Below are 26,439 nucleotides of genomic sequence, written 5' to 3'. Positions count from 1 at the left end.
ATCGCCGTTTGCGCGAATGGCTCATTAGTTATTCTCTATCAAAGGCCATAATTTAATGCATTTGATGGTGTCATCTTGATGGTCGATACTTCCTCCAAGCCGATTAGCCGGCAGTTCCGAGTCTGACCTGAGGAAGATTGAGCATGAGTAAAGTCCTTACTACCGCCAGCGGTGCGCCCGTTGCCGATAACCAGAATTCCCGTACCGCCGGCCTGCGCGGTCCTTTGCTGCTCGACGATTTCCACCTGATCGAGAAGCTCGCACACTTCAATCGTGAAAACATTCCTGAGCGCCGCGTGCACGCCAAAGGCTCGGGTGCTTACGGCACCTTTACCGTTACTCAAGACATCACTCAGTACACCAGCGCGAAGCTGTTCGAGTCCGTCGGAAAACAAACACCGACGTTTCTGCGATTCTCCACTGTCGGCGGCGAGCGCGGTTCGGCCGACACTGAGCGCGATCCTCGCGGTTTCGCCCTGAAGTTCTACACCGAAGAAGGTAACTGGGACATCGTGGGCAACAACACGCCCGTGTTCTTCATCCGTGACCCGCTGAAATTCCCGGACTTTATCCACACCCAAAAGCGCTTGCCACAAAGCAACCTGAAAAGTGCGCAGATGATGTGGGATTTCTGGTCGCACTCTCCGGAAGCGTTGCATCAAGTCACCATCCTCTTTTCGGATCGCGGCATTCCTGACGGCTACCGTCACATGCACGGCTTTGGCAGTCACACTTATAGCCTGATCAACGCTCGTGGTGAGCGTCACTGGGTTAAGTGGCACTACAAGACCAAGCAAGGGATCAAGAACCTGGCACCCGCTGAAGCCGCGCGCCTGGCCGGTACAGATCCTGATTACGCACAGCGTGATTTGTTTGGTGCGATTGAGCGGGGGGACTTCCCGAAATGGCGTGTCTGCATTCAGATCATGACTGAAGCCCAAGCTAACGCTCACTACGAGAACCCCTTCGATGTGACTAAGACCTGGTCGCAGAAAGAGTTTCCCCTGATCGAAGTCGGCGAGCTGGAGCTCAACCGTAACCCGCAGAACTACTTTGCTGAAGTAGAGCAGGCCGCGTTTGGCCCAAGCAACATGGTGCCGGGTGTCGGCCTGTCGCCAGACCGCATGCTGCAAGGCCGCGTATTCGCTTACGCCGATGCTCACCGCTACCGCGTGGGTACCAATCACCAGCAATTGCCGGTGAACGCCCCACGCAACCCGGTAAACAGCTACCAGCGTGATGGTTCGATGGCCTTCGGCAGTAACGGTGGCGCAGCGCCTAACTATGAGCCAAACAGCTACGCTGATGCGCCCAAGCAAGCGCCACAGTATGCAGAACCCGCGCTGGCCTTGAGCGGTGCCGCTGATCGCTACGATCACCGTGAGGACACCGACTACTACAGCCATGCCGGCGCACTGTTTCGCTTGATGGACGAGAGTCAAAAAGCCCTGCTGGTCAGCAACATTGCCGGTGCAATGGCCGGCGTCACCAGCGATGTGGTTCAGCGCCAACTGCAGCACTTCTTCAAAGCTGACCCGGCTTATGGAGACGCAATCGCAAAGGCATTGGGTGTAACGCTTAGTTAAGTCTAAACGATAAGCAGAACCGCCCTCATTTGGGCGGTTTTTGCGTTATTTCAGCCACTTTTCTCCGGAAACCTTCACTTTTCTGCCGTTGGTCCCGTGACCTTAGGGTCATCATGGTTCAAACTACAGACTTTCAAGCAGGGAGATGTAGGGCGATGCAAGGTCACCCCGACGTAATCGATTACCTCAACACGTTGCTGACGGGCGAACTGGCAGCTCGTGACCAATATTTCATCCATTCGCGCATGTACGAAGACTGGGGCTTTACCGAGCTCTACGAGCGTATCAACCACGAAATGGAAGAAGAGGCACAGCACGCTGACGCGCTGATGCGCCGTATCCTGATGCTCGAAGGCACGCCGCGTATGCGCCCCGACGACCTGGATGTGGGCACCACGGTGCCTGACATGCTCGCAGCCGATCTTCGCCTTGAGTACAAGGTGCGTGCCGCACTCTGCAAGGGCATCGAGCTCTGTGAGCAGCACAACGACTACGTGACCCGCGAAATTCTCCGCGTGCAGCTCAACGACACCGAAGAAGATCACACCTACTGGCTGGAAAAGCAGTTGGGGCTGATCAAGCTGGTTGGCCTGGAGAATTACCTGCAATCGCAGTTCTGATTCCCGGCTACAAAAAAGCCCCTGTCACCGCAAAGTGACAGGGGCTTTTTCATGAGCCCGAAAAATCAGGCTTTATCGCGTGCCAGCAACGGCTTCAAGTAATAACCGGTATGCGACTGCGGCATCTCGGAAACCTGCTCCGGTGTGCCCACCGCAATGATCTGGCCGCCCTTGGAGCCGCCTTCCGGACCCAGGTCCACCAGCCAGTCGGCAGTCTTGATCACATCCAGGTTGTGCTCAATAACCACCACTGTGTTGCCGTGGTCACGCAAGCGGTGCAGTACGTCCAGCAATTGCTGGATATCGGCGAAGTGCAGACCCGTGGTCGGCTCATCGAGGATATACAGAGTCTTGCCGGTATCCCGCTTGGACAGCTCACGAGACAACTTCACCCGCTGCGCCTCGCCGCCGGAAAGGGTTGTCGCCGATTGACCCAGCTTGATGTACGACAGGCCCACATCCATCAACGTTTGCAGCTTGCGCGCCAACGCTGGAACCGCGTCGAAGAACACCCGAGCTTCCTCGATGGTCATCTCCAGGGTTTCGTGGATGCTTTTGCCCTTGTACTTGATCTCCAGGGTTTCGCGGTTATAACGCTTGCTCTTGCACACGTCGCACGGGACGTAGATGTCCGGCAGAAAGTGCATCTCTACCTTGATCAGGCCATCGCCCTGGCACGCTTCGCAGCGCCCGCCCTTGACGTTGAACGAGAACCGGCCCGGCCCATAACCCCGCGAGCGGGATTCGGGTACGCCAGCAAACAGCTCGCGGATTGGGGTGAACAAGCCGGTATAGGTCGCCGGGTTGGAGCGTGGTGTACGGCCGATCGGGCTTTGGTCGATGTCGACGACTTTGTCCAGATGCTCCAGGCCCTTGATGCTGTCGTGCGCGGCCGCTTCCAGAGTGGTTGCGCCGTTCAAGGCGGTGGCACTCAGCGGGAACAGCGTGTTGTTGATCAGTGTCGACTTGCCCGAGCCGGAAACACCGGTCACGCAGGTCAAAAGACCCAGCGGAATTTCCAGGTCGACGTTGCGCAAGTTGTTACCGCGTGCGCCCTTCAGGTGCAGCGCCATTTTCTTGTTGCGTGGCGTACGTTTGGCCGGCACTTCAATCTTCACGCGGCCAGACAGGTACTTGCCGGTCAAAGAGTCCGGGTGAGCCATTACCTCGGCAGGCGTGCCCTCGGCAACAATATGGCCACCGTGCACACCCGCGCCCGGGCCGATGTCGACCACGTAGTCCGCCAGGCGAATCGCGTCTTCATCGTGCTCGACCACGATCACGGTGTTGCCGATATCCCGCAGGTGTTTCAGCGTCCCCAGCAGGCGGTCGTTGTCCCGTTGGTGCAGGCCAATCGACGGTTCATCGAGGATGTACAACACGCCCACGAGGCCAGCACCAATCTGGCTGGCCAAGCGAATCCGCTGAGCTTCACCGCCAGACAACGTGTCCGCACTGCGATCCAGCGACAGGTAGTCCAGGCCAACGTTAACCAGGAATTGCAGGCGCTCACGGATTTCCTTGAGGATCTTGTCCGCAATTTCCCCACGACGCCCGGTCAGCTTGAGTACACCAAAATATTCACAGGCATCGCCAATCGGCAGGTTGGTCACGGCCGGCAGTGTCTTCTCGCCCACCCACACATGCCGCGCCTCGCGACGCAGACGCGTGCCGCGGCAATCCGGGCAAGGCTGAGTGCTGAGGAATTTGGCCAGCTCTTCACGCACGCTCGCCGACTCAGTCTCGCGGTAACGACGCTCCAGGTTCGGCACGATGCCTTCGAATGGGTGCGAGCGTTTGACGATGTCGCCACGGTCGTTCAGGTACTTGAAGTCGACATTCTGCGAGCCGCTGCCGTGCAGGATGACCTTCTGCTGCTCGGCCGGCAGCTGGTTGAACGGCACTTCCAGGCTGAATTTATAGTGCGAGGCCAATGACCCCAGCATCTGGAAGTAATAGACGTTACGCCTGTCCCAGCCGCGAATCGCGCCCTCCGCCAAAGTCAGCTCACCGTTGACCAGGCGCTTGATGTCGAAGAACTGCTTAACGCCCAGGCCATCGCAGGTCGGGCAAGCGCCAGCCGGGTTGTTGAAGGAAAACAGCTTGGGCTCCAGCTCGCTGATGGCGTGGCCGCAGATCGGGCAGGCAAAGCGCGCGGAGAAGATAACCTCTTCACCCGGCTCGTCGTCCATCGGTGCAACCAGCGCAATGCCATCCGCCAGCTTCAGCGCGGTTTCGAACGATTCGGCCAAACGCTGCTGCAAGTCGGCGCGCACCTTGAAGCGGTCGACCACCACATCAATGGAATGCTTCTTCTGCTTGTCGAGCTTCGGCGCTTCATCAAGCTCATACAGCTTGCCGTTGATGCGCGCGCGCACAAAACCTTGCGCACGCAGCTCTTCGAAGACCGAAAGGTGTTCGCCTTTACGCTCGCGAATCACCGGCGCCAGCAACATCAGCTTGGCGCCTTCCGGCTGGGCCAGCACCAGGTCGACCATTTGGCTGACGGTCTGGGCTTCCAGGGGAATATCGTGGTCCGGGCAGCGCGGAATACCCACACGCGCATACAGCAGACGCAGGTAGTCGTAGATTTCGGTGATGGTGCCCACGGTAGAGCGCGGGTTATGGGAGGTTGACTTCTGCTCGATGGAAATTGCCGGCGACAGGCCTTCAATGGTGTCGACGTCAGGCTTTTCCATCATCGACAGGAATTGCCGGGCATAGGCCGACAGCGATTCCACGTAGCGACGCTGACCTTCGGCATACAGCGTGTCGAACGCCAGGGACGATTTGCCGGAGCCGGACAGGCCGGTGATGACGATCAGTTTGTCCCGGGGCAGGGTCAGGTCGATGTTCTTCAGGTTGTGGGTTCTAGCCCCACGAATCAGGATCTTGTCCAAGATGGCCTCGCACGGCGGGCGTAAATAATGCAGGAGTATACGGCTAAAGACTGGATGAATATACACTGTCAAAGTGCCGGTTGCAGCCTTACATGAAAGCTGCGCGGCAAAGCGCCGCATATACCCTCTCAATCGATGGGACTGGTAGAATCGCCGCCGGTTCACACGAGGTTTTTCCATGCACGATCCCCACAGCGAACGCATGAGTAGCGGCGAGACCCGAGCAGCAAGCGGTCTGGCCCTGGTGTTCGCCTTCCGTATGCTTGGCATGTTTATGGTGTTGCCGGTGCTGGCGACCTATGGAATGGATCTCGCAGGCGCGACCCCCGCCCTGATCGGCCTGGCGATTGGCGCCTATGGCCTGACCCAGGCGCTTTTCCAGATTCCGTTCGGGATCATTTCCGACCGCATCGGCCGTCGCCCAGTGATCTACCTGGGGCTCATCGTGTTCGCGCTCGGCAGCGTGCTTGCCGCGCAGTCGGATTCGATCTGGGGCGTGATCGCCGGGCGCGTGTTGCAGGGCGCCGGCGCAATTTCTGCGGCCGTCATGGCGCTGCTCTCGGACTTGACCCGCGAACAACATCGCACCAAGGCCATGGCCATGATCGGCATGACCATCGGCCTGTCGTTCGCGGTGGCCATGGTGGTGGGTCCATTGCTGACGCGCGCCTTTGGTTTGCACGGACTGTTCCTGGCCACGGGCGGCATGGCGTTGTTCGGGATCGTGATCGTGGCCTTCATGGTGCCGCGCTCCACCGGCACCTTGCAGCACCGTGAGTCCGGCGTCGCACGCAAGGCATTGTTGCCGACGCTCAAGCACCCAGACCTGCTCCGTCTGGATTTAGGTATCTTCGTGTTGCACGCGATGCTGATGTGCAGCTTCGTCGCGTTGCCCCTGGCCCTCGTCGAAAAAGCCGGCCTGCCCAAGGAGCAGCACTGGTGGGTCTACCTGACAGCCTTGCTGATTTCGTTCTTCGCCATGATCCCGTTCATCATCTACGGCGAGAAGAAACGCAAAATGAAACGAGTTCTCCTGGGCGCCGTCGCGACATTGATGCTCACTGAGCTATTCTTCTGGGAGTTCGGCGACAGCCTGCGGGCGCTGGTAATCGGCACGGTGGTGTTCTTCACCGCGTTCAACCTGCTGGAGGCTTCGCTGCCTTCGCTGATCAGTAAAGTTTCACCGGCCGGTGGCAAGGGCACAGCGATGGGGGTTTATTCCACCAGCCAGTTCCTCGGCTCTGCGCTTGGCGGCATCATGGGCGGCTGGATGTTCCAGCATGGCGGTTTGTCGGTTGTGTTCCTCGGATGCGCCGGGCTGGCTGCACTTTGGCTGGTCTTTGCTGTTACCATGCGCGAACCTCCGTACGTCACAAGCCTGCGCCTGCCGCTGTCGCCCGAAGCAATTCGTGAAGCTGGCCTGGTAGAGCGCCTGAAGGCCGTCGTCGGGGTAACAGATGCAGTGGTGGTCGCTGAAGAGGCGGCCATTTACATCAAATTGGACACCGAATTATTGGATCGCGCGACGCTTGAGCAACTGGTCAACCCAGTGCCGACAGCGCGCCCAGCTTAGGAGAACGTTATGGCCCGTGGGGTTAACAAAGTCATATTGGTCGGTACATGCGGCCAGGATCCCGAAGTTCGCTACTTGCCTAACGGTAACGCCGTGACCAACCTGAGTCTGGCGACCAGCGAACAGTGGACTGACAAGCAGACCGGCCAGAAGGTCGAGAAAACCGAATGGCACCGCGTGTCGATGTTCGGCAAGGTTGCAGAGATCGCCGGCGAGTACCTGCGCAAAGGTTCGCAGGTTTACATCGAAGGCAAACTGCAAACCCGCGAGTGGGAAAAAGACGGCATCAAGCGTTACACCACTGAAATCGTGGTCGACATGCAAGGCACCATGCAACTGCTCGGCGGCCGTCCACAGCAGGGCGACCAACAAGGCGGGGGCAATAACTACCAGCAGTCCGCTCCGGCCCCACGCCAGCAGGCTCCGCGTCCGCAGCAGTCGGCCCCGCAACAGTCGCGTCAGGCGCCGCCTCCACAACAGGCCGCCCCGCAGCCTGCTCCGGATTTCGACAGCTTTGATGACGATATCCCGTTCTAGGATACGACTGAGCCTCGATCTGTAAAGTATTTCCCTGAAAGCCCCGAGAGTTCTGCTCTTGGGGCTTTTTCTTTGCCCTCAACAACTGATCCCAAGCCGCTTGGCGGCAAGGTGCCGCCGCCGACGCTCAGGCGTCCGTCGCGGCGGCGCTGATCACCATCTGCTTGAAGCGCTGCAATACCGTCGAGCTGTCACCGACCCGCGTCGCCAAATGCAATGGCGCCACCAGGCTTTGGCAGTCCGTCAGTTCGCGATAAACGATGCCATCCCCCCGTAGCCGCTGCATGGACGCTGGCACGATGGAGACGCCAAGGCCCGCCGCCACCAGGCTCAATGTCGCGGTCATGCGCGGCGCTTCCTGGACCACCTGCGGGCTGAAACCCGCTTCACGGCAGGCCACCAGAATCGCGTCATACAAACCCAGCCCGACGCGACGCCGATAGAGCACGAAGGCTTCGGTGGCCAGTGCCGCCAGGGGCAGGGGAATTGCGGCGTCGTTTGCCAGCGGGTGGTCGGTAGGCAGCGCCAGCAGCATCGGCTCCACCAGAATGGGCTGGTCCTGCAGCGTTTGACTGCCGCTGAGTGGCGAGCGGATAAACGCTGCGTCGAGTCTTTCATGGGCCAGCGCGTCCAGCAGCTCGCCGGTACCCGCTTCTTCCAGGGCCACCGAGACGCCGACAAACGTTTCGCGAAACACGCGCAAAACGCTGGGCACGAACGGGTGCAATGCCGCCGAACTGGTAAAACCGATAGCCAACCGACCACGCTCACCGCGGGCGGCGCGCCGCACGATATCGGCGATCCCATCGGCACGCGCCAAGACTTCTCGTGCTTCATCCAGCAACGCCAGGCCGGCAGTTGTGGGGCGCACCCCGCGCGGCAGGCGCTCCATCAATGTCACGCCTAGCTCGGCCTCAAGGCTTTGCAGCATTCGGGTCAGCGGCGGTTGTTGCATGCCTAAGCGTTGCGCCGCGCGAGTGATATAGCCTTCCTCAGCAATCGCTACGAAGGCTCTGAGTTGGCGAAGTTCCAGCATAGGGATACTTTCAAGGTATGGGAGGTTGCCAATCTTGGCATTTGTTCTCATGGCTCACAAGATTTAGGCTGTGGCCACTCTCGAAAAGAAGGAAAGCCGTGATGACCTGGTCAGCCAAGCAATACACGATGTTTGAACAGCAGCGCACCCGCCCGGTTCGTGACCTGGTCGCGGCCATTCCAGATAGCCCGGTAAAAACCGCGGTCGACCTCGGTTGTGGCCCCGGTAACTCCACCGAGGTGCTGGCCGAGCGTTTCCCACAGGCGCACGTCACCGGCATGGACAGTTCCGGCGACATGCTGATCGATGCACGCAAACGCCTGCCGGCGCTGAACTTCGAATTGGCCGACATCGGCACTTGGGTACCGGAGCAGCCATGTGATGTGATTCTGGCCAACGCTTCGCTGCAATGGCTGCCGGACCACGCCACGCTGTATCCGCACTTGGTCAATCAGCTGACGCCCGGCGGCACCCTGGCCGTGCAGACCCCCGACAACCTGGACGAGCCTGCCCACCGCTTGGCGCGCGAAGTTGCTGCCCAGGGCCCATGGGCGGCGAAGATCGGTTCGGTCAAACACAATGAACGGCACACGGCGAGCTATTACTACGAGCTGTTGAGCAAGCACTGCAGCACTGTCGATGTGTGGCGCACCACCTACCTGCACCCGCTGGCGGATCACGCCGCTGTGGTGGAATGGTTCAAGGGGTCGGCATTACGGCCCTTTCTAGCACCGTTGACCGAGCGCGAAAAAGTCGCCTTTCTGCATGAATATCAGGCGCGGATTGCCCAGGCATATCCAGCACTGGGCGATGGCACTGTGTTGCTGCCGTTCCCCCGCCTTTTCATCATCGCGACTCGTTAAAGCTCGGTACACAAGTGGCGGTCATGCCGTCGCCGCTTGTGCCTTCAAGTACTCATCCGTCGACACCACGTCTGCGTAGGCAAAAGCCAGTGAAGCCATATAGGCCCCATGCACCTGGGCTGCCGGAATCACTTGCCCATTAAATTCCAGATCCCGTGTCGCACACGCGTCATGCAGCAGCGTGACCTTGTAGCCCAGGTCCGCCGCAGCCCGCACCACAGCGTCGATGCACATATGGCTCATGTTGCCCGCCACAACCACTTCGGTGATGGCCCGTTGCTCCAGCAATGCCCGCAGATCTGTCCCGCGAAACGCATTCACAAAGTGCTTGAGCACCACCGGTTCATTCGCCTCGTTCACGGCCTTGGCATGCAGGTGCGCGCCCTCGGAACCCGGTGTGAAAAAGGGTGCGTCCTCGGAGGTGAACTCATGGCGCACGTGAATCACCGCGTCGCCCGCCTGGCGAAAGGCCTGCAGCACCTGCGCTGCGTTGTCTGCCGCCGCGTCCACGCCGTCGAGCGGCCACTTGCCCGCAGGGAAGTAGTCGTTCTGAATGTCGATGAGGATGAGCGCTTGCTTGGCCATGGGTGATGTCTCGTTGCAGAGGAATGGGCCCGGTATCTTAGCTGTCGTCAGCCGCAGCGGCTGAGGGAATCGTGCAGAACGCCGCCTGTTCAACCGCCTGTCGTGCAGAATAAGACAGGCCAACTGCCATCGCTTTTTAAGCAACTGATTGATTTAAAAACGCTCTTTCCGGAAACCGCCTTGGCCTGATCCCTGCAACCATTGGTGTACACACATGGCGGGATAGCCAAGGGGGACGCATGACCCCGACTCAACGCAAGAAGCTGGTGGTTGCTCATTCCACGCGAGCGGGCGCGCCGCAGCACGAGGTTGAAACCAACCGCGCGCTGGCGCGGTGGCTGGCACAGATTCTGGGGCTGAAATTCGGCGGCAGTTACGACCCGCAGCAACATGCCGGGCGTGACGTGTACGTGCTGCCAACGCAAACCCTGGTGGGCGCCGTCCAGGCGCTGGCGCTGAAGGTAAAAGGCCCAGAGGATGTATGGGGCGGTTACGTCGACTACGATTTCATCTGCACCAAAGCCATCACCCATGGCCTGCTGAGCCCCGAAGCGAAGGCGCCGGAAGGCTGGTCGTCGGCGTTTGCCGAGCGGGTGCGCCCTGTCGTCCTTGATGGCCTTAGCGTCTTTGCCCTTGAAGATGCATTGCCCGCCGCCACGCGCTTGCTTTACAGCGGGCCGATCCGCCTGAAGCCCGTGCATGCCTGCGCCGGTCGGGGGCAGGAAGTTATCCACAGTCTCGATGAGTTCGAAGCGCTGCTGGCGCGGCCCGACGTGGCAACGCTCTTTACCGAAGGCGTGGTGCTCGAGCAGGACTTGCACGAGGTGATCACCCACAGCGTGGGTCAGAGTTTTATCGGCGGTCACGTCATCAGCTATTGCGGCGAGCAGTACCTCACTGAGGACGGGCAGGGCGAAGCGGTCTACGGCGGCTCCGACTTACTCGTCGTGCCTGGCGCCTACGCCGACCTGTTGAAGCTCGACCTGCCCGACGACGTGCGTGAGGCCATCGAACAAGCCCAGGTTTTCGACACGGCCGCCGATGAGGCCTACCCTGGTTTCTATGCCTCGCGCCGCAACTACGACATTGCCCAAGGCCTGGACAGTGACGGCCAACGCCGCAGCGGCGTGCTCGAACAATCCTGGCGCATGGGCGGCGCCAGCAGCGCGGAAGTCGCGGCGCTGCAAAGCTTCATCAATAACCCGAGCCTGCGCGCCATCCACGTTTCATCGGTGGAAACCTACGTGGACCAACCGCTGCCGGCGGATGCCATCGAGGTGTACCGCGGCCCTGCAGACAACAGCGACTTTCTTCTCAAGTACGTGACGGTTAAATCTTATGACGGCTAGAAGTGAAAGCATTGCGATCGACATCGACGACGAACAAATGAGCGGGACATTCCTGAGCCCCAAATCCAAAGTGCCAGGCGTGTTGTTTGTGCACGGCTGGGGCGGTAGCCAGGAGCGCGACCTTGAGCGCGCCAAAGGCATTGCCGGCCTGGGCTGCGTATGCCTGACCTTTGATTTGCGCGGCCACGCCGGCACCGGTATTCCATTGTCACGCGTTACCCGCGAAGACAACCTGCGCGACCTGCTGGCGGCCTACGACCGCTTGCTGTCGCACCCAGCCATCGACACCTCGGCCGTGGCGGTGGTGGGCACCAGTTACGGAGGTTACCTGGCGGCAATCCTCACCTCACTGCGCCCGGTGCGCTGGTTGGCGCTGCGCGTGCCGGCGCTGTACCGCGACCAGGAATGGCTCAAGCCCAAGCGCGACCTGGATAAGGCCGACCTGATGGATTACCGCAGCACGCTGGTACACGCCGAAACCAATCGCGCCCTGCATGCCTGCGCGCAATTCACCGGCGATGTGCTGATCGTCGAGTCGCAGACCGACGATCACGTGCCGCATGCCACCATCATGAGCTACCGCGCGGCGTGCCAGCAGACACATTCGTTGACCCACCGCATCATCGACGGCGCCGATCACTCGTTGAGTGATCCGGTGTCTCAGCAGGCCTACACCTCAATCCTGGTGGACTGGATTACCGAGATGGTAGTGGGCGAGCGGTTGAGCATCATCCAGGCCCGATAAGGCGTTGCCCTCTCAAGCCCCATCACGGGCAAGCCCGGCTCCCACAGTGGAATGCATTCCAAATGTGGGAGCGGGCTTGCCCGCGATGGCGCCGGTCCTGCCAACACTGCATCAAGCCGGTGTCTTTTTAACCCGCAACGCCTTGGCCTTAGCCTCAACGGCGAGGTACATCACCAATGCAATCAGCAGCGGCAAAATAAAGTAGATCGCGCGGTAAGCAATCAACCCGGCAAGCAAGCTGCCGCGCGACGCCTCATGCTGCAGCAAGCCGATAAACACCGCCTCCAGCACCCCAAGCCCCGCCGGGATATGTGTAACCACGCCGGCAATCGCGCTGATCAGCAACACGCCCAGCACCAGTGGATAGTCCAGCTTGGCCGGCAACAAGGTGAAGATCACCGCCGCCATCAGTGACCAGTTCAGCGCGCCCATTGCCAGCTGTAAACAGGCCATGCGCAGCGACGGCAGGTTGATCTCGATGCCCTTGATCGACCACGCGCGCTTTGTCGAAAACCGGCAGGCTGCCAGGTAGCCGAGGCTGACCAACACCAGCAACACACCTATGCCTTGCAAGGCCAGGGTGCTGACTTTCCACCCAGGCGGCATCGTCACCAAACCGCTGCTGAATACCACACCGGCCAGCGCCATATAGCCGAACCAATTGGTGGCCAGGCTCAGCCCAAGAATCTTGGCGATATTGCCGGTGCTTACCCCGAGCCGCGAATACAGCCGGTAACGCATGGCAATCCCGCCGACCCACGCGCTGAGGTTGAGGTTGAACGCGTAGCTGATGATTCCCACCGGCAGGATTTGCTTCCAACCCAGCGGTTGGCGGATGTAGGTGCGGCCGATGAGGTCGAAACTGGCGTAGACGAGAAAACTGCACAGGGTCAGCGCGCCGGCGATCAACAACGTGCGCAGCTTGAAGTCGCCGAGTGTCTGTAGCACTTCGCTCCAGTCGATGCGCCGTGCGAGCAGGGTGAACAGCGCGATCAACACCAGGAAGAAGACGACGGTCAGCGGCTTCTTCCAGCGTTTGAGTCGTGAACCACCGGCTTCAGAGGTCATGGGCCTGGCTCTCGAAGGGTTTCAAACGCGGTTTGTGCGCGGGCAGCCAGCCCGTCAGCACGGGGAAGTGGCGCATCACATGAAACACCAAAAAACCCACGGTCAGCCGCCATAGCCACAGGCGTGGCTTGCGGTTTTCCGGCATGGTCTGGCAGTGCTCGCGGGCGAGCAGTTCCAGGCGTTCGTACAGCTGCTGGTTGAACGCGCGGTCGCGAATCAACACGTTGGCTTCCAGGTTCAGGGACAGACTCAATGGGTCCAGGTTGCTTGAGCCTACGGTGCTCCACTCGTCGTCCACCAACGCGACTTTGCCGTGTAGCGGGCGCTGGCAATACTCATGGATCACCACGCCGTCCTTGAGCAAATAGTCATAAAGCATGCGCGCCGCCAGCTTGGCCAACAGCACGTCGGGCTGGCCTTGCATGATCAGTTGCACGTGCACGCCACGGCGCGCGGCATTGCGAATCTCGCGCAGCAGGCGGTAGCCGGGGAAGAAGTAGGCGTTGGCAATCACCACGCGTTTTTGCGCCTTGCTCAAGGCGTGGATATAGGCCTCTTCGATATCGTCGCGGTGTTGCACGTTGTCGCGGTAAATCAAACGTACCAAGCCGTCCTCATTGGTCGTTGTCCACGGTGTCGGCCGTTGCTGGCGCCGTCGCCAGCCGCGCCGCGTGCGCACCTGACGGCCGCTTTGGGCCAGGGCGAAATGATGCAGGTCGGCGACCGCTGGGCCGGTCACGCGCACGGCATAATCCTGCTTGGCTTCGGGGCCGAAATCGCCCAGATGGTCGGCAGAAAAATTGATCCCGCCGATAAACGCCACGGTGGCGTCCACCACCACGATCTTGCGGTGCAGGCGACGGAACCAGTTGGTGCGAATCCCCAGCGTTTTCGACGCCGGGTCAAACATCTGCACCAGTACACCAGCCTCGGCCAGCTCACCGAGAAACGCCGGGCTCAGCTCGCCGCAGCCAAACCCGTCGAGGCTGGCTACCACCTTGACGCCGCGCTGCGCCGCCTCGATCAGGATGCCTTTGAGCTCATGGCCGACCTTGTCTTCGAACAGAATAAAGGTCTCCAGCAGGATCTCCCGCTGGGCCTCGCGCATTGCGTCGAAGACCCTGGGGAAGTAAGCCTCGCCGTTCTCCAGCAACTCAAGACGGTTGCCACTCTGCCAGCCGTAATCGACATCTCGCGCCTTGGCGTCATCGGGCGGCTGGTCGGTGGCAATGTGCTCTACCGCGACGGTCATAACTCGATCTCCACCGACAATGGCACATGGTCTGACAGATGCGACCACGGCCGGGTAGTCAGTACCTTGGGGTTGTGAATTTTCAGGTTGCGCACATAGATGCGGTCCAGCGGTAACAGCGGCAGGCGCGCCGGAAAGGTGCGCGCGTGCTTACCTGTGGCGTCAACAAACACTTCTCTGAGCCCGCTCTGGCTCAGGTCGGCCTTTTGGCGCCAGTCATTGAAATCACCGGCCACCACCAGCGGCGCGTCGGCCGGGATTTCGCTGATGCGCTGTTCCAGCAAACGCAATTGCTGCTGACGATGCACCTCGCGCAGGCCCAAGTGCATGCAGATCGCATGCACCTCTTGGCCGGTGCCGGGCAGGCGCAATACGCAATGCAGCAGCCCGCGGCTTTCATGGCCGCTCTGCGAGATGTCGAGGTTGTCGTAGCGCACGATCTGGAATTTGGACAGCAACGCGTTGCCGTGGTCGCCATGCGGGTAGACCGCGTTGCGCCCGTAAGCGAACTGCGGCCAGATGCTGTCGGCCAGGAACTCGTATTGCGGCATTTTCGGCCAGTCCTGGTAGCGCTGGGGATGGCGTTCGTGAGTGCCGTGGATTTCCTGTAAGAACACCATGTCGGCGCCCACGCTGCGCACCGCTTCACGTAGCTCGGGCAGGATGAAACGGCGGTTCAGCGCGGTGAAACCCTTGTGGATGTTCACCGTCAGCACTTTGAAGCGAGTGATGGCGGTGGTGGGCGTGGCGGGGATCAATTCCGGATGGGTCATGGCAGCACTCCGGGTTCCGGCAACTTGCCGGGCTCGGTGGCCAAGTGTTTATCCAGCTCGAAGCGCTGCAACAGTTGGCGCGCATCGAAGGGCGCGCGCACTTTGATGTCGTTGTCGAAATAGCAAAAAATATCGCGTTGCTTGCGCGCGCGTGGCGTGCGTTTCGGGTCGACCAAATGCGCATCCGCCGGTTGTTTGCCCTGGCGCCAGCGATCGATGCGGTCGCCCCAACGCTTGATTGCCTCGGCGGTGTAGCCGCTGGCGTAGAGCTTTTTGTCACCGTGCAGGCGCAGGTACAGGAAGTTGGCGGTGACGTCTTCGATATACGGCCACTTACCGGCGGTATCGGCGACCACCAGTGCCACGCCGTGCTTGTCCAGCATCTGCACAAACTCCGGTACTGCAAAACTCTTGTGGCGAATTTCCACCGCATGGCGCAGCGGCTTTTTGCCATGGGTTTGCATGCTCGCCTTGCCGTTCAGGCGCGGCTCGTGCTCGGGGGCGAGGGCGGCGGCCTGTTGGGTGTCGGTGGGGAGTTGCTGAAGAAAGGCTTCAAACAGCGGCGGGTCGAATGTGAAGCTGGGCGGGAACTGCCAGAGGATCGGCCCGAGCTTTTCTTTCAGTTCCAGCACCCCGGAAGCAAAGAAATTGGCCATCGGTTTGTGCACATCGCGCAAGCGCAGAATGTGGGTGATATAGCGCGGTGCCTTCACGCTGAACATGAAATTATCAGGCGTGTCGGTATACCACTCGGCATAACGCTTGGGTGTTTGCAGGGCGTAAAACGAGCCGTTGATTTCGATGCTGTTGACGGCGCGTGACGCAAATTGCAATTCGCGTTTCTGGGTCAGGCCCTCGGGGTAGAAATCCCCCCGCCAGGGCGTGTAGCGCCAGCCGGAAATGCCGATGTGAATCGCCGCCATAATTGCTCCCGTGGATGTAGGGTCAAGTGACCTCCGTTTTGGGATGACTGCGGTTTTTGTCGGAAAGTTTCGCCGTTCCTACAGACGGTACGAGGTAAAGAATGTGGGCGCGGGCTGCCTGCGATAGCGGTAGGTCAGGCGATGAATGCGACGCTGGCATACCGCAATCGCGGCAAGCCCGCGCCCATATTGGATGTGTGACGTGGCTGAATCAGTGTCCGACTACCGTGCGCGTCGAACTGTCGGCATACACCGGCCCCAACCGGTCCAGTCGGCCACTCCACGCCGTCAGTGCCAGGGCCACCAACACCACTGAGCCGCCGATCCACGCGGTGTGGATCAAGCCCATGTGCGCCACGATCAAGCCCCCGGCCCAGGCGCCGCCGGCGATTCCGAGGCTGAACGCCGCAATGTTCAAGCCCGACGCCACATCCACCGCCTGCGGGGTGTGACGTTCAGCCTGGCGCACCACGTACACCTGCAGGCCCGGCACATTGCCGAAGGCGACCGCACCCCACACCAGCACGGTGGCCAGCGCCAGCCAGGGGGTGCTGGCGGTCAGGGTGAGGATGAACAGCACCGCCGCGAGCAGGGCGAAGATGATTTTCAACGCGCTGATCGGGCCGCGTTTATCGGCCAGCTTGCCGCCCCAGATATTCCCCGCCGCCACCGAGATGCCGTACACCAGCAGCACCAGGCTGACGGTGCCGGCGCTGAAGCCGGAAATGTCCTGAAGGATCGGCGCCAGAAAGGTAAACGCGATGAACGAGCCGCCGTAGCCGATGGCGGTCATGGCGTACACAAGCAGCAAACGTGGCTGCTTGAGCACTTGCAGTTGTTGCAGCAACGAGGCGGGTTTGCTGTGGGCGATGCTGTTCGGCACATAGATCAGGCTGCCGATAAACGCGATCACCCCCAGGGCCGAGACAGCGAGGAACGTTTCCCGCCAGCCGAAGTGCTGGCCGATAAACGTGCCCAGCGGCACGCCGGTGACCAGTGCAACGGTCAAGCCGGTAAACATGATCGCAATCGCGCTGGCGGCTTTCTCCTTGGGCACCAGGCTGGTGGCGATGGTCGAGCCAATCGAGAAAAACACCCCGTGGGCCAGGCCGGTGACGATTCGCGCCAGCACCAGCGATTCATAACTCGGCGCCTGCCAGGCCAACAGGTTGCCAAGGGTGAACAGCACCATCAGCGACAACAGCAGTAGTTTGCGCGGCACCTTGCCGGTGAGGGCGGTGAGCACCGGCGCGCCAATGGCAACGCCCAAGGCGTACAGGCTGACCAGCAAGCCGGCGGACGGCAGGTCGACGCCCAGGTCGGCACCGATGGTAGGTAACAGGCCAACGATGACGAACTCGGTCGTCCCGATGGCAAAAGCGCTGAGGGTCAGCGCGAGCAAGGCAATGGGCATGGCTGCAACTCCGATGGGGGTGATTCAGGAGCGCAGTGTCGGGATTTGGCCTGTGCAGAAAAAGACAGGGATCGGCATTTGATAGTTGACCGGTACGCAAAGATGCCCAATGGCGGGGAACGATCAAGGCTCAAACCCGTCAGTTCCTTACAGACCCTGCTGATGGAGCCCGGTGTTTTGCTGAATTTAAAGACTGCATTACTGCTTGGTGCGCTGCTGCTGTGTGGCAATGGCGCACTGCAAGCTGCTACGTCTGCGGCCGCCGCAGCGCCGGCCACGCCTGCCGCAGCGGCTGAACCGGCCAAACCGGAGTTGTTGGTCGAGGGTGGCCTGCTGGGCGCCATCAGTTCCAGCATTGACGATGTACAAGACAAGCTCGACCTCAACCAGAACCTCATCGACGCCTGGCGCTTGCGTGCCGATCGCGCGGCGGATGAGGTGGGGCGCCTGGTCGACCAGACGGCTGAACGCTCGCCGTGGAGCGTGGCCGGCGACTTCCTGCTGCTGTCCGGCGTCTGGGTTGGCGCCTTTGCGGTGTTGACCCTGCTGGGGCACTTTGTTGTGCAGCGCTTGAGTCGGCGGCATTTCGTCGAGCGACGCGAACGCTTGCTGGCAGTCTTGGGGTATGTGGTGCCCTACACGATCCCCGCGCTCATCTGTCTGCCGCTGACCCTCTACGTCAGCCACTTCCTGGCCTCGTCGGTGGGCCGCGCGCTGGCGCTGTGTTTTGCCTACGCCACCAGCAGCGGCATCTTTTCCACGTCGATGTTGCTGTGCGTGATCGTCATGTTCAATCTCGGCCACAAGCGCCCGGCCGTGCAGATCATTCGCAACTACTGCCCCAAGCCGCTGTTTCTGATCGGCTTCCTGGCCGCCCTCAGCGACGCGCTGACCAGCCCGCAGATCGCCCGACAGTTGGGTGGCAATATCACCAGCAGCATCGCGGTTTTCACCGGCCTGTTCGCGGCGGTGATTTTCGGTGTATTGGTGGTGCGCCTGCGCCGGCCGGTGGCGCATTTGATCCGCAATCGGCCACTGGCCCAGCGCCTCAAACACCCTGCGCTGCAGCAATCGCTGCGAGTGTTTTCCGGGCTGTGGTACTGGCCGATTCTGTTGATGGTGCTGGTCTCGGCGATCAACCTGATCGGCGCTGGCGACGATAACCAGAAGGCGCTGCGCTGTGCGCTGTTCACCACGATTTTGCTGATCGGCACGGTGTTTCTCAGCACCGTGCTGCAACACCTGTTCAAGTCCCGCAGCCAGGTGGCAATCCAGCGCAGCAGCGCCTACAAGGAGCGCTTCCTGAGCCTGTTGCACGCGATCTTGCGCATCGCCATGGCCATCGCGTTTATCGAAATTCTGGGGCGTATCTGGGGCATCTCGCTGTTCGAATTTGCCCAGCGCAACTCGGTGGGCCGCGCGATCAGCGACTCTCTGAGCAGCATCGGCCTGATCCTGCTGATGACCTGGCTGTTCTGGGTGGTGCTCGACACCGCGATTCAGGAAGCGCTGAAACCGCCGGTCAATAAACGCTCCAGCCGTCAGCCGAGTACGCGGGTCAAAACCATCCTGCCGCTGCTGCGTAACGCAGTGAAAATCATCCTGGTGGTGATCTGCGCGATTACCACCATGGCCAACCTTGGCATCAACGTTGCGCCGCTGCTGGCCGGTGCCGGTGTGGTCGGTCTGGCTATCGGTTTTGGCTCGCAGCAATTGGTGCAGGACGTGATCACTGGCCTGTTCATCATCATTGAGGACACGCTGTCCATCGGCGATTGGGTCGTACTCGACTCCGGCCACGCCGGTACCGTAGAAGGCCTGACCATCCGTACGTTGCGCCTGCGTGACGGCAAAGGTTTTGTGCACTCGGTGCCGTTCGGGCAGATCAAGGCGGTCACCAACCAGTCGCGGCAATTTGCCTATGCGTTCTTCTCGGTGCAGTTCACCTACGACACCGATGTGGACAAGGCCGTGGACCTGATCCGCGAGGCCGGGCAATCGATTCGCGATGACGTGTTCCTCAAGTACAACCTGCAAGGGCCGCTGGAGGTGTTTGGCGTCGACAAGATGGACCTCAACGGCGTGGTGCTGACCGCGCAGTTCCGCACGGTGTCGGGCGGGCAATACGCGGTGAGCCGCGCGTTCAACCAGCGCTTGAAAAAGCTTGTGGATAACTGTGATGAGGTGCACTTCGCGCAAACTTATCCACAGCAGGTCTTGCTGCCCAAGCGCACGGCGCAGGTGGATGAGCCGGATGAGGAAGCGCCGGCTTCGGTGGTGTTGACCGAGCAGCCGCGTACCCAGTGAGGGAAGGTGTCTGGGCTGGCCCCATCGCGGGCAAGCCCGGCTCCCACCTTTTGACCGTGTGAACCCGTTCAATGTGGGAGCTGGCTTGCCTGCGATGAGGCCCTTGAAGTCACTGCGACTTAATGCCTGATCAACTTCTCCTGCACCACCAACTGATCCACCTCCACCCATATTTGCTGCTTGCCGCCGACCATCACCGCCGCGGGCAGCCCATCGCGGTACACCACCCGATTGCCACTCACCGCCGGCACTTTGCTGCCCGGCAGCAGCGTGCCCATCAGGTTCAGTGGATCAGCCCCGCACACCGCAATCAAACTGCCGTCATGCGGCCGGCGGCGGACTTCGCGCAATGACGCAATCGCCTCCGGCAACGCAAACTGCTCGCCCGCCAGCCCACTGACGAACCGCCCGCCGCGGATCTCCCCGCGCGCTTCGAGCCGATGGAAAGTACGCAGCAATTCGCGCCAGCTCGGCAGCCAATCCGCCTCACGCTCCAGCAACCGCCAGAACACCACGCCATAGCGGCGCAGCAAGGTCATCGCCACATGCTCCAGCGTCTCGGCCGAGTGTGGCCCGGCGGCGCTCGGTGAACGGCGCAGCAAAGCCCAGCGCCCGGCGTCGTCCATGCCGCCGATAAACGCCCCGCGTCCGCGCCGGCTGCTGCGCGCCTGGCGTTTGCTGGCGGGTGTGGTCAGCGCGCGCAGGCCGGCGAAGCTGTCGGCATTCACCAGCCCTGCGCCCACCAGTTCCTGCAGCGCCGTCTCCAGTTCGCTGCGCAGCAGATGGGCTTCGTGCACCAGTTCGTCAAAAAACAGCGCGCCATGTTCACGCAGCGCCACGTGGACTTTCTGCGCCTTGGGCGACAGCGTGGTGCTGTCGGTCATCTCGGTCAGCCCGCTCCACAGCGGCACTTGGCTGCGCGGCAGCAACACCACCGGTGTGCTGCGCAGGGCCATCGCGCCAGCCTTGTTGCTCAGCCGCGTCCACACCAGCTTGCCGCTGCGGCACAGGTCGTCGAGCCAGGTGGATGAGTAATCCTTGAGGCGCGCGCTGAGCAAGTCACTGTCCCAGGCCGAGGTGGCGGCGGCGTAGCCTTCAAACTGCGCGACAATCTGCGGCAACATGGCGCTGCCCTGGCCGCGTGTGCCCTCGGACAGGTGCTGCCAATCGAACAGAAAACGCATGAAATCCTGCAGCGCCACGGGCTCGATTTCCCGGCGCAGGCGCTTGACCGTGTAGCGATGAATGCGCGCGAGCAAATGCCGTTCGCACCACTGTTCTTCGCTGGCGCCAGGGCTGAAACGGCCGCGCAGCACGTAGCCTTCCTGCTCCAGGCGAGCGAGTGCCTGGGTTACGTCTGCCACCGGCAGGGCCAACGGCGCGGCGATCTCGATCAGGCTCAGCGGGCCGAACCCGCCGAGGCGGGCGCGCAGCACTTCGACCAGCGCATCATCAGTGGTCCAGGGTTCATCGAAGCCCGGCAGCAACGGCAAGTCGTTGGGATAGATAGCCTGCAAACAGCTCAAGCGTTCCACCGCCACCCACAGGCCATTGCTCAATGCATAGGCGCGCCCACCCTTGGCCAAGGCCTGCAGCCACTCGGCCCATTGCGGCGTGACCTCATGAGTGGCAATGCAGGCCAGGCTCATCAGCGCTTCGTGCATTTCGTCCAGGCCATTGGGCGCCGGCCAGGCTTCCTCGCGCACGCCGGCGATGGCCTCGGCATCCAGCGCGCCGAGGTCGTCGGTGCTGTGCGGGTCGCTCCAGCGCCGGTTGAGCACGGCTTGGGTACGGCGTTCTTCCAAGGGGGCATCGTCGAGAAAGGTGTAGGGGCGCGCGCTGAGAATTTCCGCGGCCATGGGCGAGGGCGCCGGCAGGTCACGGCTGATCAGCCGCACTTCGCCGCTTTCCATGCGCCGCAGCAGCGCCAGCCAGGCGTTGCTGTCCATGGCGTCGTGCAAGCAGTCGTCGAGGGTCTGCTCCACCAAGGGGTGCTCGGGCACTTCGCGCTCGCCGGCGAGGTTTTCCAGGCAGGCGATCTGGTCGGGAAACACGTTGGCGATCAGGTCTTCGCTTTTCATGCGCTGGATCTGCGGCGCCACTTTGCGCCCGCCGGTATAACGCGGCAACGCCAGTGCCACACCGGCGTTCCAGCGCCAGCGCACGCCAAACAGCGGCGCGTCCAGCACAGCCTGGATCAGGACGTGCTCGGCACTGTTGCTGTTCAGATACCGCCACACGTCATCCAGCTCGAAACTGTGGCTGGTCGACAGCGACAGCACGATTGCATTTTCACTGGCCGCCGCCTGCAATTCGACATTGAACGTGCGGCAAAAACGCTTGCGCAACGCCAGGCCCCAGGCGCGATTGATACGGCTGCCAAACGGCGTGTGAATGATCAGTTGGGTGCCGCCGGACTCGTCGAAAAACCGCTCCATGATCAACGTGTCCTGGGACGGCAGCGCGCTCAGGGCCAGGCGTGCGCGGGCCAGGTAATCGAGGATCTGCTCGGCGCTGGCGTGGTTCAGGCCAAGTGTGCCGGTGAGCCAGTCGAGGGCCGCTTGCAAGTCGCCGGGCGTGGCGCTGAGCCGCGCGTCGAGCTGGCCTTGAAACCGCGCCACCGCCGCCGACAATTCGTTGCTGCGCCCCGGCGCCTCGCCCAGCCAGAACGGAATGGTCGGCGGCTGGCCATGGGCGTCCTCAACCCGCACCTTGCCGGCTTCGACCCGCAAAATTCTGTAGGACGTATTACCGAGCTGGAAGATATCCCCAGCGATGCTTTCCACCGCGAAGTCTTCGTTGACGCTGCCGATGTTCAGGCTCTGCGGCTCCAGCAGCACGCTGTAGTCGGCGTTGTCGGGGATGGTGCCGCCGCTGGTCACGGCGGTCAGCTTGGCGCCACGGCGGCCGCGCAGGGTGTGGGTCACGGCGTCGCGGTGCAGGTAGGCGCTACGGATACCCTGGCGGCCGTTATAGCCCTCGGCGAGCATCTGCAACAGCGCCTGGTAATGGCGTTCGTCCAGCGCGGCGTAGGGCGAGGCGCGGCGAATGAGATCGAGCAATGCGGGTTCCGACCATTCCTGCGCACTGACTTCGGCGATGATCTGCTGGGCCAGTACATCCAGCGGCGCGACCGGAATCTGCAAGGTGTCCAGCTCACCCCGGCGCACGCAGTCGAGCAGGGCGGCGCACTCGATCAAGTCGTCGCGGGTGGTGGCGAACAGGCGCCCCTTGGGCGTGCCGCCGACCTGGTGCCCGGAACGGCCAACGCGTTGCAGGAAACCATTGATTGAGCCGGGCGAGCCGATCTGACACACCAGGTCGACGTCACCGATATCAATCCCCAGCTCCAGGGACGCAGTGGCGATCAGCACTTGCAACTCGCCGGCCTTGAGCCGTTGCTCGGCGTCCAGTCGCAGCTCTTTGGCCAGGCTGCCGTGGTGCGCGGCCACGGCGGTTTTGCCCAGGCGCTCGCTCAAGTGCCGCGCCAGGCGTTCGGCCAGGCGCCGGGTGTTGACGAAAATCAGCGTGGTGCGGTGTTCGCGCGCCAACTCGGCGAGGCGGTTGTAGACCAGTTCCCACACGTCGTTGGCCATGACCGCCGAGAGCGGCACCGGCGGCACTTCGATATCCAGGTCACGCGGGCGGGCGTGGCCGATATCGACAATTGCGCAGGGGCGGTCGGTGCCGACCAAAAAGCGCGACACCGCCTCGATGGGCTTTTGCGTGGCAGACAGGCCAATGCGGGTCAGCGGTTCGGCGCACAGGCCCTGCAGGCGTTCCAGGCTCAGGGCCATATGGCTGCCGCGTTTGCCGGCGGCGATGGCGTGGATTTCATCGACGATCACCGTGCGCGTGCTGGCGAGCATGTGCCGGCCGGAGTCCGAACCCAGCAGCACGTAGAGCGATTCCGGGGTGGTCACCAGGATATGCGGCGGGCGCTTGCGCATCTGTGCGCGGTCTTTTTGCGGGGTGTCGCCGGTGCGCACGGCGGTGCGGATCACCAAGGGCGGCAAGCCCATCGCCTGCAGCTGCGCGGTGATGCCGGTGAGCGGGTTTTGCAGGTTGATCTGGATGTCGTTGGACAATGCCTTGAGCGGTGAGACATACACCACCAGCGTCTCGTCCGGCAGTTGCCCGCCATTCGCCAGGCCTTGGTGCACCAGGTCATCCAGCACGGCGAGGAATGCCGTCAGGGTCTTGCCGGAACCGGTGGGCGCAGCGATCAGGGTGGAGCGGCGCTGGCGAATCAGCGGCCACGCCTGGGCCTGGGCACTGGTCACCGAGGGGAAAGCGTTGCGGAACCAGGCGCTGACAGCGGGGTGAAAGCCGTTCAAGACCGTGTCCGTGGTTTCAGGAAGGTTCATACCCCTTATATGCAACCGGCGGTGCCAAGTTGCAACCCCGCACTTTATCCGTGACGGTTGCGCTACAAACCCGCAAAATGCAACGATTCTGGAATAAACCTACGGCCGGCTTCATCCGCCTGCCGACAATAACCATCGTTCCAAACAGACCGGGCCTGCACACTCTATGCGAATGCGCCTTATGTTACTGGGCGGCGGGAATGCCCTCGGGCAAGCGCTGATTCGCCTCGGTGCAGAGGAAGACATCGGTTTCCTCGCACCCAAACCGCCCCAAGACGGCTGGGATGCCGCGAGCCTTACCCAATTGCTCGACGACACCCGTCCCGATGCGTTGATCAACCTCGCCTACTATTTCGACTGGTTTCAGGCCGAAGCGGTCAGCGAAACCCGTTTGGCCTCTCAGGAATTCGCCATCGAGCGCCTGGCCGAGCTGTGCCAGCACCACAACATTACCTTGCTGCAACCGTCCAGCTACCGCGTGTTCGATGGCTCCCGCGCCACCGCCTACAGCGAAAAAGACGAGCCGGTGCCCTTGGGCCTGCGTGGCCAGGCGTTGTGGCGTATCGAGCAAAGCGTGCGCGCCACCTGCCCGCAACATGTGCTGCTGCGTTTTGGTTGGCTGCTGGATGACAGCGTCGACGGCACCCTCGGGCGCTTTTTGGCGCGGGCCGAGAAGCCGGATGAGTTGCTGATGGCCGATGATCGCCGGGGTAACCCGACGCCCGTGGACGATGCCGCGCGGGTGATCATCTCGGTGCTCAAGCAACTTGATTGCGCGGCGCCGCTGTGGGGCACCTATCACTACGCCGGACACGAGGCGACCACACCGTTGGCGCTGGGCCAGGCGATCCTTACCGAAGCGCGTAATTTCCACCCGCTGGCGATCGAATCGCCTACCGCCCAGGCTCACGCGGCACGCCCGGATGCGGCAGATGAACCGCAACACGCGGTGCTGGCCTGCAAGAAAATCCTGCACACCTTCGGCATCAAGCCTCGGGCATGGCGGGCGGGGTTACCGGCGTTGCTGGATCGGTTCTACCGCCACAGCTGACACCGCACAAAACCAAAATGTGGGAGCGGGTTTTGTGTGGGAGCTGGCTTGCCTGCGATCGCATCACCTCGGTATCACTGATACACCGAGGTGTCTGCATCGCGGGCAAGCCCGACTCCCACACAAGCCCGCTCCCACATGGGTTATGCAGTGTTAGTTAAATCGGATTTAGAACTTGTAGCCGATACCCACCATGTAAACCATCGGGTCAACGTCCACATTGACCTTGGCACGTGTGCCCTGGCCCAGCGCGTTGTTGTCCACGGTGGCCTTGGTGCTGATGTCGATGTAGCGCGCCTGGGCGTTGATCATCCACTTGTCGTTGATCATGTAGTCGGCGCCGATCTGCGCGGCCCAGCCCCAGGAGTTTTCGGCCTTGAAGTTGCTGAAACCGGCTTGTTCGGCGCGGCTGCTGACGTGCTCGTCGTAGATCCAGGTGTAGTTGATACCGGCGCCCACGTACGGCTGAAAGGCGGATTTGCTATCCATCGGGTAGTACACGACGCTCAGGGTTGGCGGCAGGTGCTTGAGGGTGCCGAGCTTGCCGTTGGCGGCGCCGAGGGCGGTGTTCTTGATCTTCACATCGTGCTCGAACGGCGTGGCCGCCAGCAGTTCGATACCGACGTGGTTGGTCAGCATGTAGGCGAAGTTCAACCCCAGTTGGGTGTCGCTGCTCATGGTCGCCTTGCCGCCCAGGTTGGTGCCCGCCAATGGGCCCTGATCAACCTTCACATGGCCACTTTCAGCTTCCGGATTCACGGTAATTGCACCGGCGCGAATCAGAATTTCGCCCGCTTCGTGAGCGTGTGCGACCGGGGCGGCGAGGGCGAGCGCGAAGAGGGACGCGCCGAGCAGAGACTTGTTCATGGGAGCTCCAAAAGGACGTTAAAAGTTGTACGTCCAATGGTAAAGATCGTTCCGTTCGATCCTTTGACTCAGCTCAATGAAAGGACGATCAGCCCCTATTCCTGCAGCTCGTAGACATAAATCTTGTCGGCATCCATTTGATAACCGGCGTCGGCCAGTTCGCTGGATGACGGCTTGACCTGCATCGCGCCTTCGATCCAATACGGCTGATACAACTCATCGAGTTTCACCCCGACTTCGCTTTTCACATGCACGATCTGGTTCGACGGCGGCGGCGGTACATGGATGCACGCGCCGAAATACGGCACCAGCAAAAACTCGGTGGTGCGGCCTTCTTCGCTGACTTCCAGCGGCACGATGTAACCCGGCAAGCGGATGTGTTTACCGTCCAGGCTTTGCACCACCGGCGCGTTGGGCAAGTCCTGCTTGGCGGCCGGCGCCGACTCGACCGACAGCGCGTCGGCCATGTTCGACAGGTCGTGCAGCGGTTTCATGTTGGGGATTTCCGGCGGCGCGTCCGGCGGGATCATCTCCTGCCATGACAGATCCTTCGGCTGGTCTTCGGCCCAGACGGGCACTGCCACCAACAGCAGCATTGCAAACAGGGCACGACGCATCGAAGC

General features: G+C 61.6%; 20 protein-coding genes. 9 read left to right on the top strand and 11 right to left on the bottom strand.

Going from position 1 to position 26,439, the window contains the following annotated elements; genetic code table 11:
- Window positions 1–137 precede the first annotated feature (137 nt).
- Complete coding sequence (locus tag ACP7B3_RS28545) at window positions 138–1,586, top strand: catalase (protein ID WP_426182683.1); 1,449 nt, start codon at window positions 138–140, stop codon at window positions 1,584–1,586.
- 155 nt (window positions 1,587–1,741) lie between these two features.
- On the top strand, window positions 1,742–2,206 hold the full coding sequence (bfr, locus tag ACP7B3_RS28540; protein ID WP_015886133.1) for a bacterioferritin: 465 nt from the start codon (window positions 1,742–1,744) through the stop codon (window positions 2,204–2,206).
- A 65-nt stretch (window positions 2,207–2,271) separates the two neighbouring features.
- On the opposite strand, the gene uvrA is transcribed toward bfr, so the two are convergent.
- Window positions 2,272–5,106, bottom strand: a complete 2,835-nt coding sequence (uvrA, locus tag ACP7B3_RS28535) for an excinuclease ABC subunit UvrA (RefSeq protein ID WP_119742783.1) — start codon at window positions 5,104–5,106, stop codon at window positions 2,272–2,274.
- A 178-nt stretch (window positions 5,107–5,284) separates the two neighbouring features.
- Between uvrA and ACP7B3_RS28530 the strand changes: the two genes are divergently transcribed.
- Together ACP7B3_RS28530 and ACP7B3_RS28525 are read left to right on the top strand one after the other, a co-directional pair.
- Window positions 5,285–6,679 (top strand): MFS transporter, encoded by a 1,395-nt coding sequence (locus ACP7B3_RS28530; protein ID WP_426182679.1) that lies wholly within the window; start codon window positions 5,285–5,287, stop codon window positions 6,677–6,679.
- 9 nt (window positions 6,680–6,688) lie between these two features.
- The gene (locus ACP7B3_RS28525) at window positions 6,689–7,216 is read left to right on the top strand and encodes a single-stranded DNA-binding protein (RefSeq protein ID WP_010467282.1); all 528 of its coding nucleotides are present in this window, start codon (window positions 6,689–6,691) and stop codon (window positions 7,214–7,216) included.
- A 127-nt stretch (window positions 7,217–7,343) separates the two neighbouring features.
- On the opposite strand, the gene ACP7B3_RS28520 is transcribed toward ACP7B3_RS28525, so the two are convergent.
- Window positions 7,344–8,252, bottom strand: coding sequence for a LysR family transcriptional regulator (locus ACP7B3_RS28520; RefSeq protein ID WP_426182675.1), 909 nt, complete (start codon window positions 8,250–8,252; stop codon window positions 7,344–7,346).
- Window positions 8,253–8,353: 101 nt separating this feature from the next.
- On the opposite strand from ACP7B3_RS28520, the gene tam reads away from it, so the two are divergent.
- Window positions 8,354–9,115: a trans-aconitate 2-methyltransferase gene (tam, locus tag ACP7B3_RS28515; RefSeq protein ID WP_426182672.1), complete on the top strand. Its 762-nt coding sequence runs from the start codon at window positions 8,354–8,356 to the stop codon at window positions 9,113–9,115.
- A gap of 21 nt (window positions 9,116–9,136) precedes the next feature.
- Here the strand turns inward: tam and ACP7B3_RS28510 are convergent, their stop codons facing one another.
- Complete coding sequence (locus ACP7B3_RS28510) at window positions 9,137–9,700, bottom strand: cysteine hydrolase family protein (protein ID WP_242201314.1); 564 nt, start codon at window positions 9,698–9,700, stop codon at window positions 9,137–9,139.
- A 239-nt stretch (window positions 9,701–9,939) separates the two neighbouring features.
- Here ACP7B3_RS28510 and ACP7B3_RS28505 point away from each other — a divergent pair, with 239 nt between their 5' ends.
- Together ACP7B3_RS28505 and ACP7B3_RS28500 are read left to right on the top strand one after the other, a co-directional pair.
- Window positions 9,940–11,049, top strand: a complete 1,110-nt coding sequence (locus tag ACP7B3_RS28505) for a DUF3182 family protein (RefSeq protein ID WP_426182669.1) — start codon at window positions 9,940–9,942, stop codon at window positions 11,047–11,049.
- Entirely contained in the window at window positions 11,039–11,794 is a 756-nt protein-coding gene (locus ACP7B3_RS28500) for an alpha/beta hydrolase family protein (protein ID WP_145162677.1), read from the top strand. Before ACP7B3_RS28505 ends, ACP7B3_RS28500 begins: the two co-directional genes overlap by 11 nt.
- A gap of 111 nt (window positions 11,795–11,905) precedes the next feature.
- Here ACP7B3_RS28500 and ACP7B3_RS28495 read toward each other — a convergent pair whose 3' ends face one another.
- From ACP7B3_RS28495 to ACP7B3_RS28475, 5 genes are all read right to left on the bottom strand, one after another.
- On the bottom strand, window positions 11,906–12,862 hold the full coding sequence (locus tag ACP7B3_RS28495) for a lysylphosphatidylglycerol synthase domain-containing protein (protein WP_262208810.1): 957 nt from the start codon (window positions 12,860–12,862) through the stop codon (window positions 11,906–11,908).
- Window positions 12,852–14,114 (bottom strand): cardiolipin synthase ClsB, encoded by a 1,263-nt coding sequence (clsB, locus tag ACP7B3_RS28490; RefSeq protein WP_426182664.1) that lies wholly within the window; start codon window positions 14,112–14,114, stop codon window positions 12,852–12,854. The genes ACP7B3_RS28495 and clsB overlap by 11 nt, the downstream gene beginning before the upstream one ends.
- Entirely contained in the window at window positions 14,111–14,887 is a 777-nt protein-coding gene (locus ACP7B3_RS28485) for an endonuclease/exonuclease/phosphatase family protein (protein WP_404485317.1), read from the bottom strand. The genes clsB and ACP7B3_RS28485 overlap by 4 nt, the downstream gene beginning before the upstream one ends.
- Complete coding sequence (locus ACP7B3_RS28480; protein WP_426182660.1) at window positions 14,884–15,810, bottom strand: DUF72 domain-containing protein; 927 nt, start codon at window positions 15,808–15,810, stop codon at window positions 14,884–14,886. The genes ACP7B3_RS28485 and ACP7B3_RS28480 overlap by 4 nt, the downstream gene beginning before the upstream one ends.
- Before the next feature lie 211 nt (window positions 15,811–16,021).
- A complete protein-coding gene (locus ACP7B3_RS28475) occupies window positions 16,022–17,224 on the bottom strand; it encodes an MFS transporter (RefSeq protein WP_426182657.1) in 1,203 nt (400 codons plus the stop codon).
- Window positions 17,225–17,401: 177 nt separating this feature from the next.
- On the opposite strand from ACP7B3_RS28475, the gene ACP7B3_RS28470 reads away from it, so the two are divergent.
- Window positions 17,402–19,531 (top strand): mechanosensitive ion channel family protein, encoded by a 2,130-nt coding sequence (locus ACP7B3_RS28470; RefSeq protein ID WP_262208819.1) that lies wholly within the window; start codon window positions 17,402–17,404, stop codon window positions 19,529–19,531.
- 119 nt (window positions 19,532–19,650) lie between these two features.
- Here the strand turns inward: ACP7B3_RS28470 and ACP7B3_RS28465 are convergent, their stop codons facing one another.
- Window positions 19,651–23,898, bottom strand: a complete 4,248-nt coding sequence (locus ACP7B3_RS28465) for an Lhr family helicase (protein WP_426182653.1) — start codon at window positions 23,896–23,898, stop codon at window positions 19,651–19,653.
- A gap of 166 nt (window positions 23,899–24,064) precedes the next feature.
- Between ACP7B3_RS28465 and ACP7B3_RS28460 the strand changes: the two genes are divergently transcribed.
- On the top strand, window positions 24,065–24,949 hold the full coding sequence (locus ACP7B3_RS28460) for a sugar nucleotide-binding protein (protein WP_145162653.1): 885 nt from the start codon (window positions 24,065–24,067) through the stop codon (window positions 24,947–24,949).
- Between the two features lie 168 nt (window positions 24,950–25,117).
- Here ACP7B3_RS28460 and ACP7B3_RS28455 read toward each other — a convergent pair whose 3' ends face one another.
- Window positions 25,118–25,816: an OmpW/AlkL family protein gene (locus ACP7B3_RS28455; RefSeq protein ID WP_145162650.1), complete on the bottom strand. Its 699-nt coding sequence runs from the start codon at window positions 25,814–25,816 to the stop codon at window positions 25,118–25,120.
- A 95-nt stretch (window positions 25,817–25,911) separates the two neighbouring features.
- Entirely contained in the window at window positions 25,912–26,433 is a 522-nt protein-coding gene (locus tag ACP7B3_RS28450) for a DUF3299 domain-containing protein (protein ID WP_106580232.1), read from the bottom strand.
- Between the last annotated feature and the right edge of the window lie 6 nt (window positions 26,434–26,439).

Source organism: Pseudomonas sp. TWRC1-2 (genome assembly GCF_049896685.1).
Classification (GTDB): Bacteria; Pseudomonadota; Gammaproteobacteria; order Pseudomonadales; family Pseudomonadaceae; genus Aquipseudomonas.
The sequence above is the reverse complement of the archived record's forward strand: the minus strand, read 5'-3'. Positions and strand labels throughout refer to the sequence as shown.

Coding starts and splice junctions, on each gene's coding strand:
- bfr (WP_015886133.1), top strand. CDS start 1,742: ATGCAAGGTCACCCCGACGTAATCGATTACCTCAACACGTTGCTGACG.
- ACP7B3_RS28465 (WP_426182653.1), bottom strand. CDS start 23,898: ATGAACCTTCCTGAAACCACGGACACGGTCTTGAACGGCTTTCACCCC.
- ACP7B3_RS28480 (WP_426182660.1), bottom strand. CDS start 15,810: ATGGCGGCGATTCACATCGGCATTTCCGGCTGGCGCTACACGCCCTGG.
- ACP7B3_RS28455 (WP_145162650.1), bottom strand. CDS start 25,816: ATGAACAAGTCTCTGCTCGGCGCGTCCCTCTTCGCGCTCGCCCTCGCC.
- ACP7B3_RS28460 (WP_145162653.1), top strand. CDS start 24,065: ATGCGAATGCGCCTTATGTTACTGGGCGGCGGGAATGCCCTCGGGCAA.
- ACP7B3_RS28495 (WP_262208810.1), bottom strand. CDS start 12,862: ATGACCTCTGAAGCCGGTGGTTCACGACTCAAACGCTGGAAGAAGCCG.
- tam (WP_426182672.1), top strand. CDS start 8,354: ATGACCTGGTCAGCCAAGCAATACACGATGTTTGAACAGCAGCGCACC.
- ACP7B3_RS28530 (WP_426182679.1), top strand. CDS start 5,285: ATGCACGATCCCCACAGCGAACGCATGAGTAGCGGCGAGACCCGAGCA.
- ACP7B3_RS28520 (WP_426182675.1), bottom strand. CDS start 8,252: ATGCTGGAACTTCGCCAACTCAGAGCCTTCGTAGCGATTGCTGAGGAA.
- ACP7B3_RS28505 (WP_426182669.1), top strand. CDS start 9,940: ATGACCCCGACTCAACGCAAGAAGCTGGTGGTTGCTCATTCCACGCGA.
- ACP7B3_RS28500 (WP_145162677.1), top strand. CDS start 11,039: ATGACGGCTAGAAGTGAAAGCATTGCGATCGACATCGACGACGAACAA.
- clsB (WP_426182664.1), bottom strand. CDS start 14,114: ATGACCGTCGCGGTAGAGCACATTGCCACCGACCAGCCGCCCGATGAC.
- ACP7B3_RS28450 (WP_106580232.1), bottom strand. CDS start 26,433: ATGCGTCGTGCCCTGTTTGCAATGCTGCTGTTGGTGGCAGTGCCCGTC.
- ACP7B3_RS28475 (WP_426182657.1), bottom strand. CDS start 17,224: ATGCCCATTGCCTTGCTCGCGCTGACCCTCAGCGCTTTTGCCATCGGG.
- ACP7B3_RS28525 (WP_010467282.1), top strand. CDS start 6,689: ATGGCCCGTGGGGTTAACAAAGTCATATTGGTCGGTACATGCGGCCAG.
- ACP7B3_RS28485 (WP_404485317.1), bottom strand. CDS start 14,887: ATGACCCATCCGGAATTGATCCCCGCCACGCCCACCACCGCCATCACT.
- ACP7B3_RS28510 (WP_242201314.1), bottom strand. CDS start 9,700: ATGGCCAAGCAAGCGCTCATCCTCATCGACATTCAGAACGACTACTTC.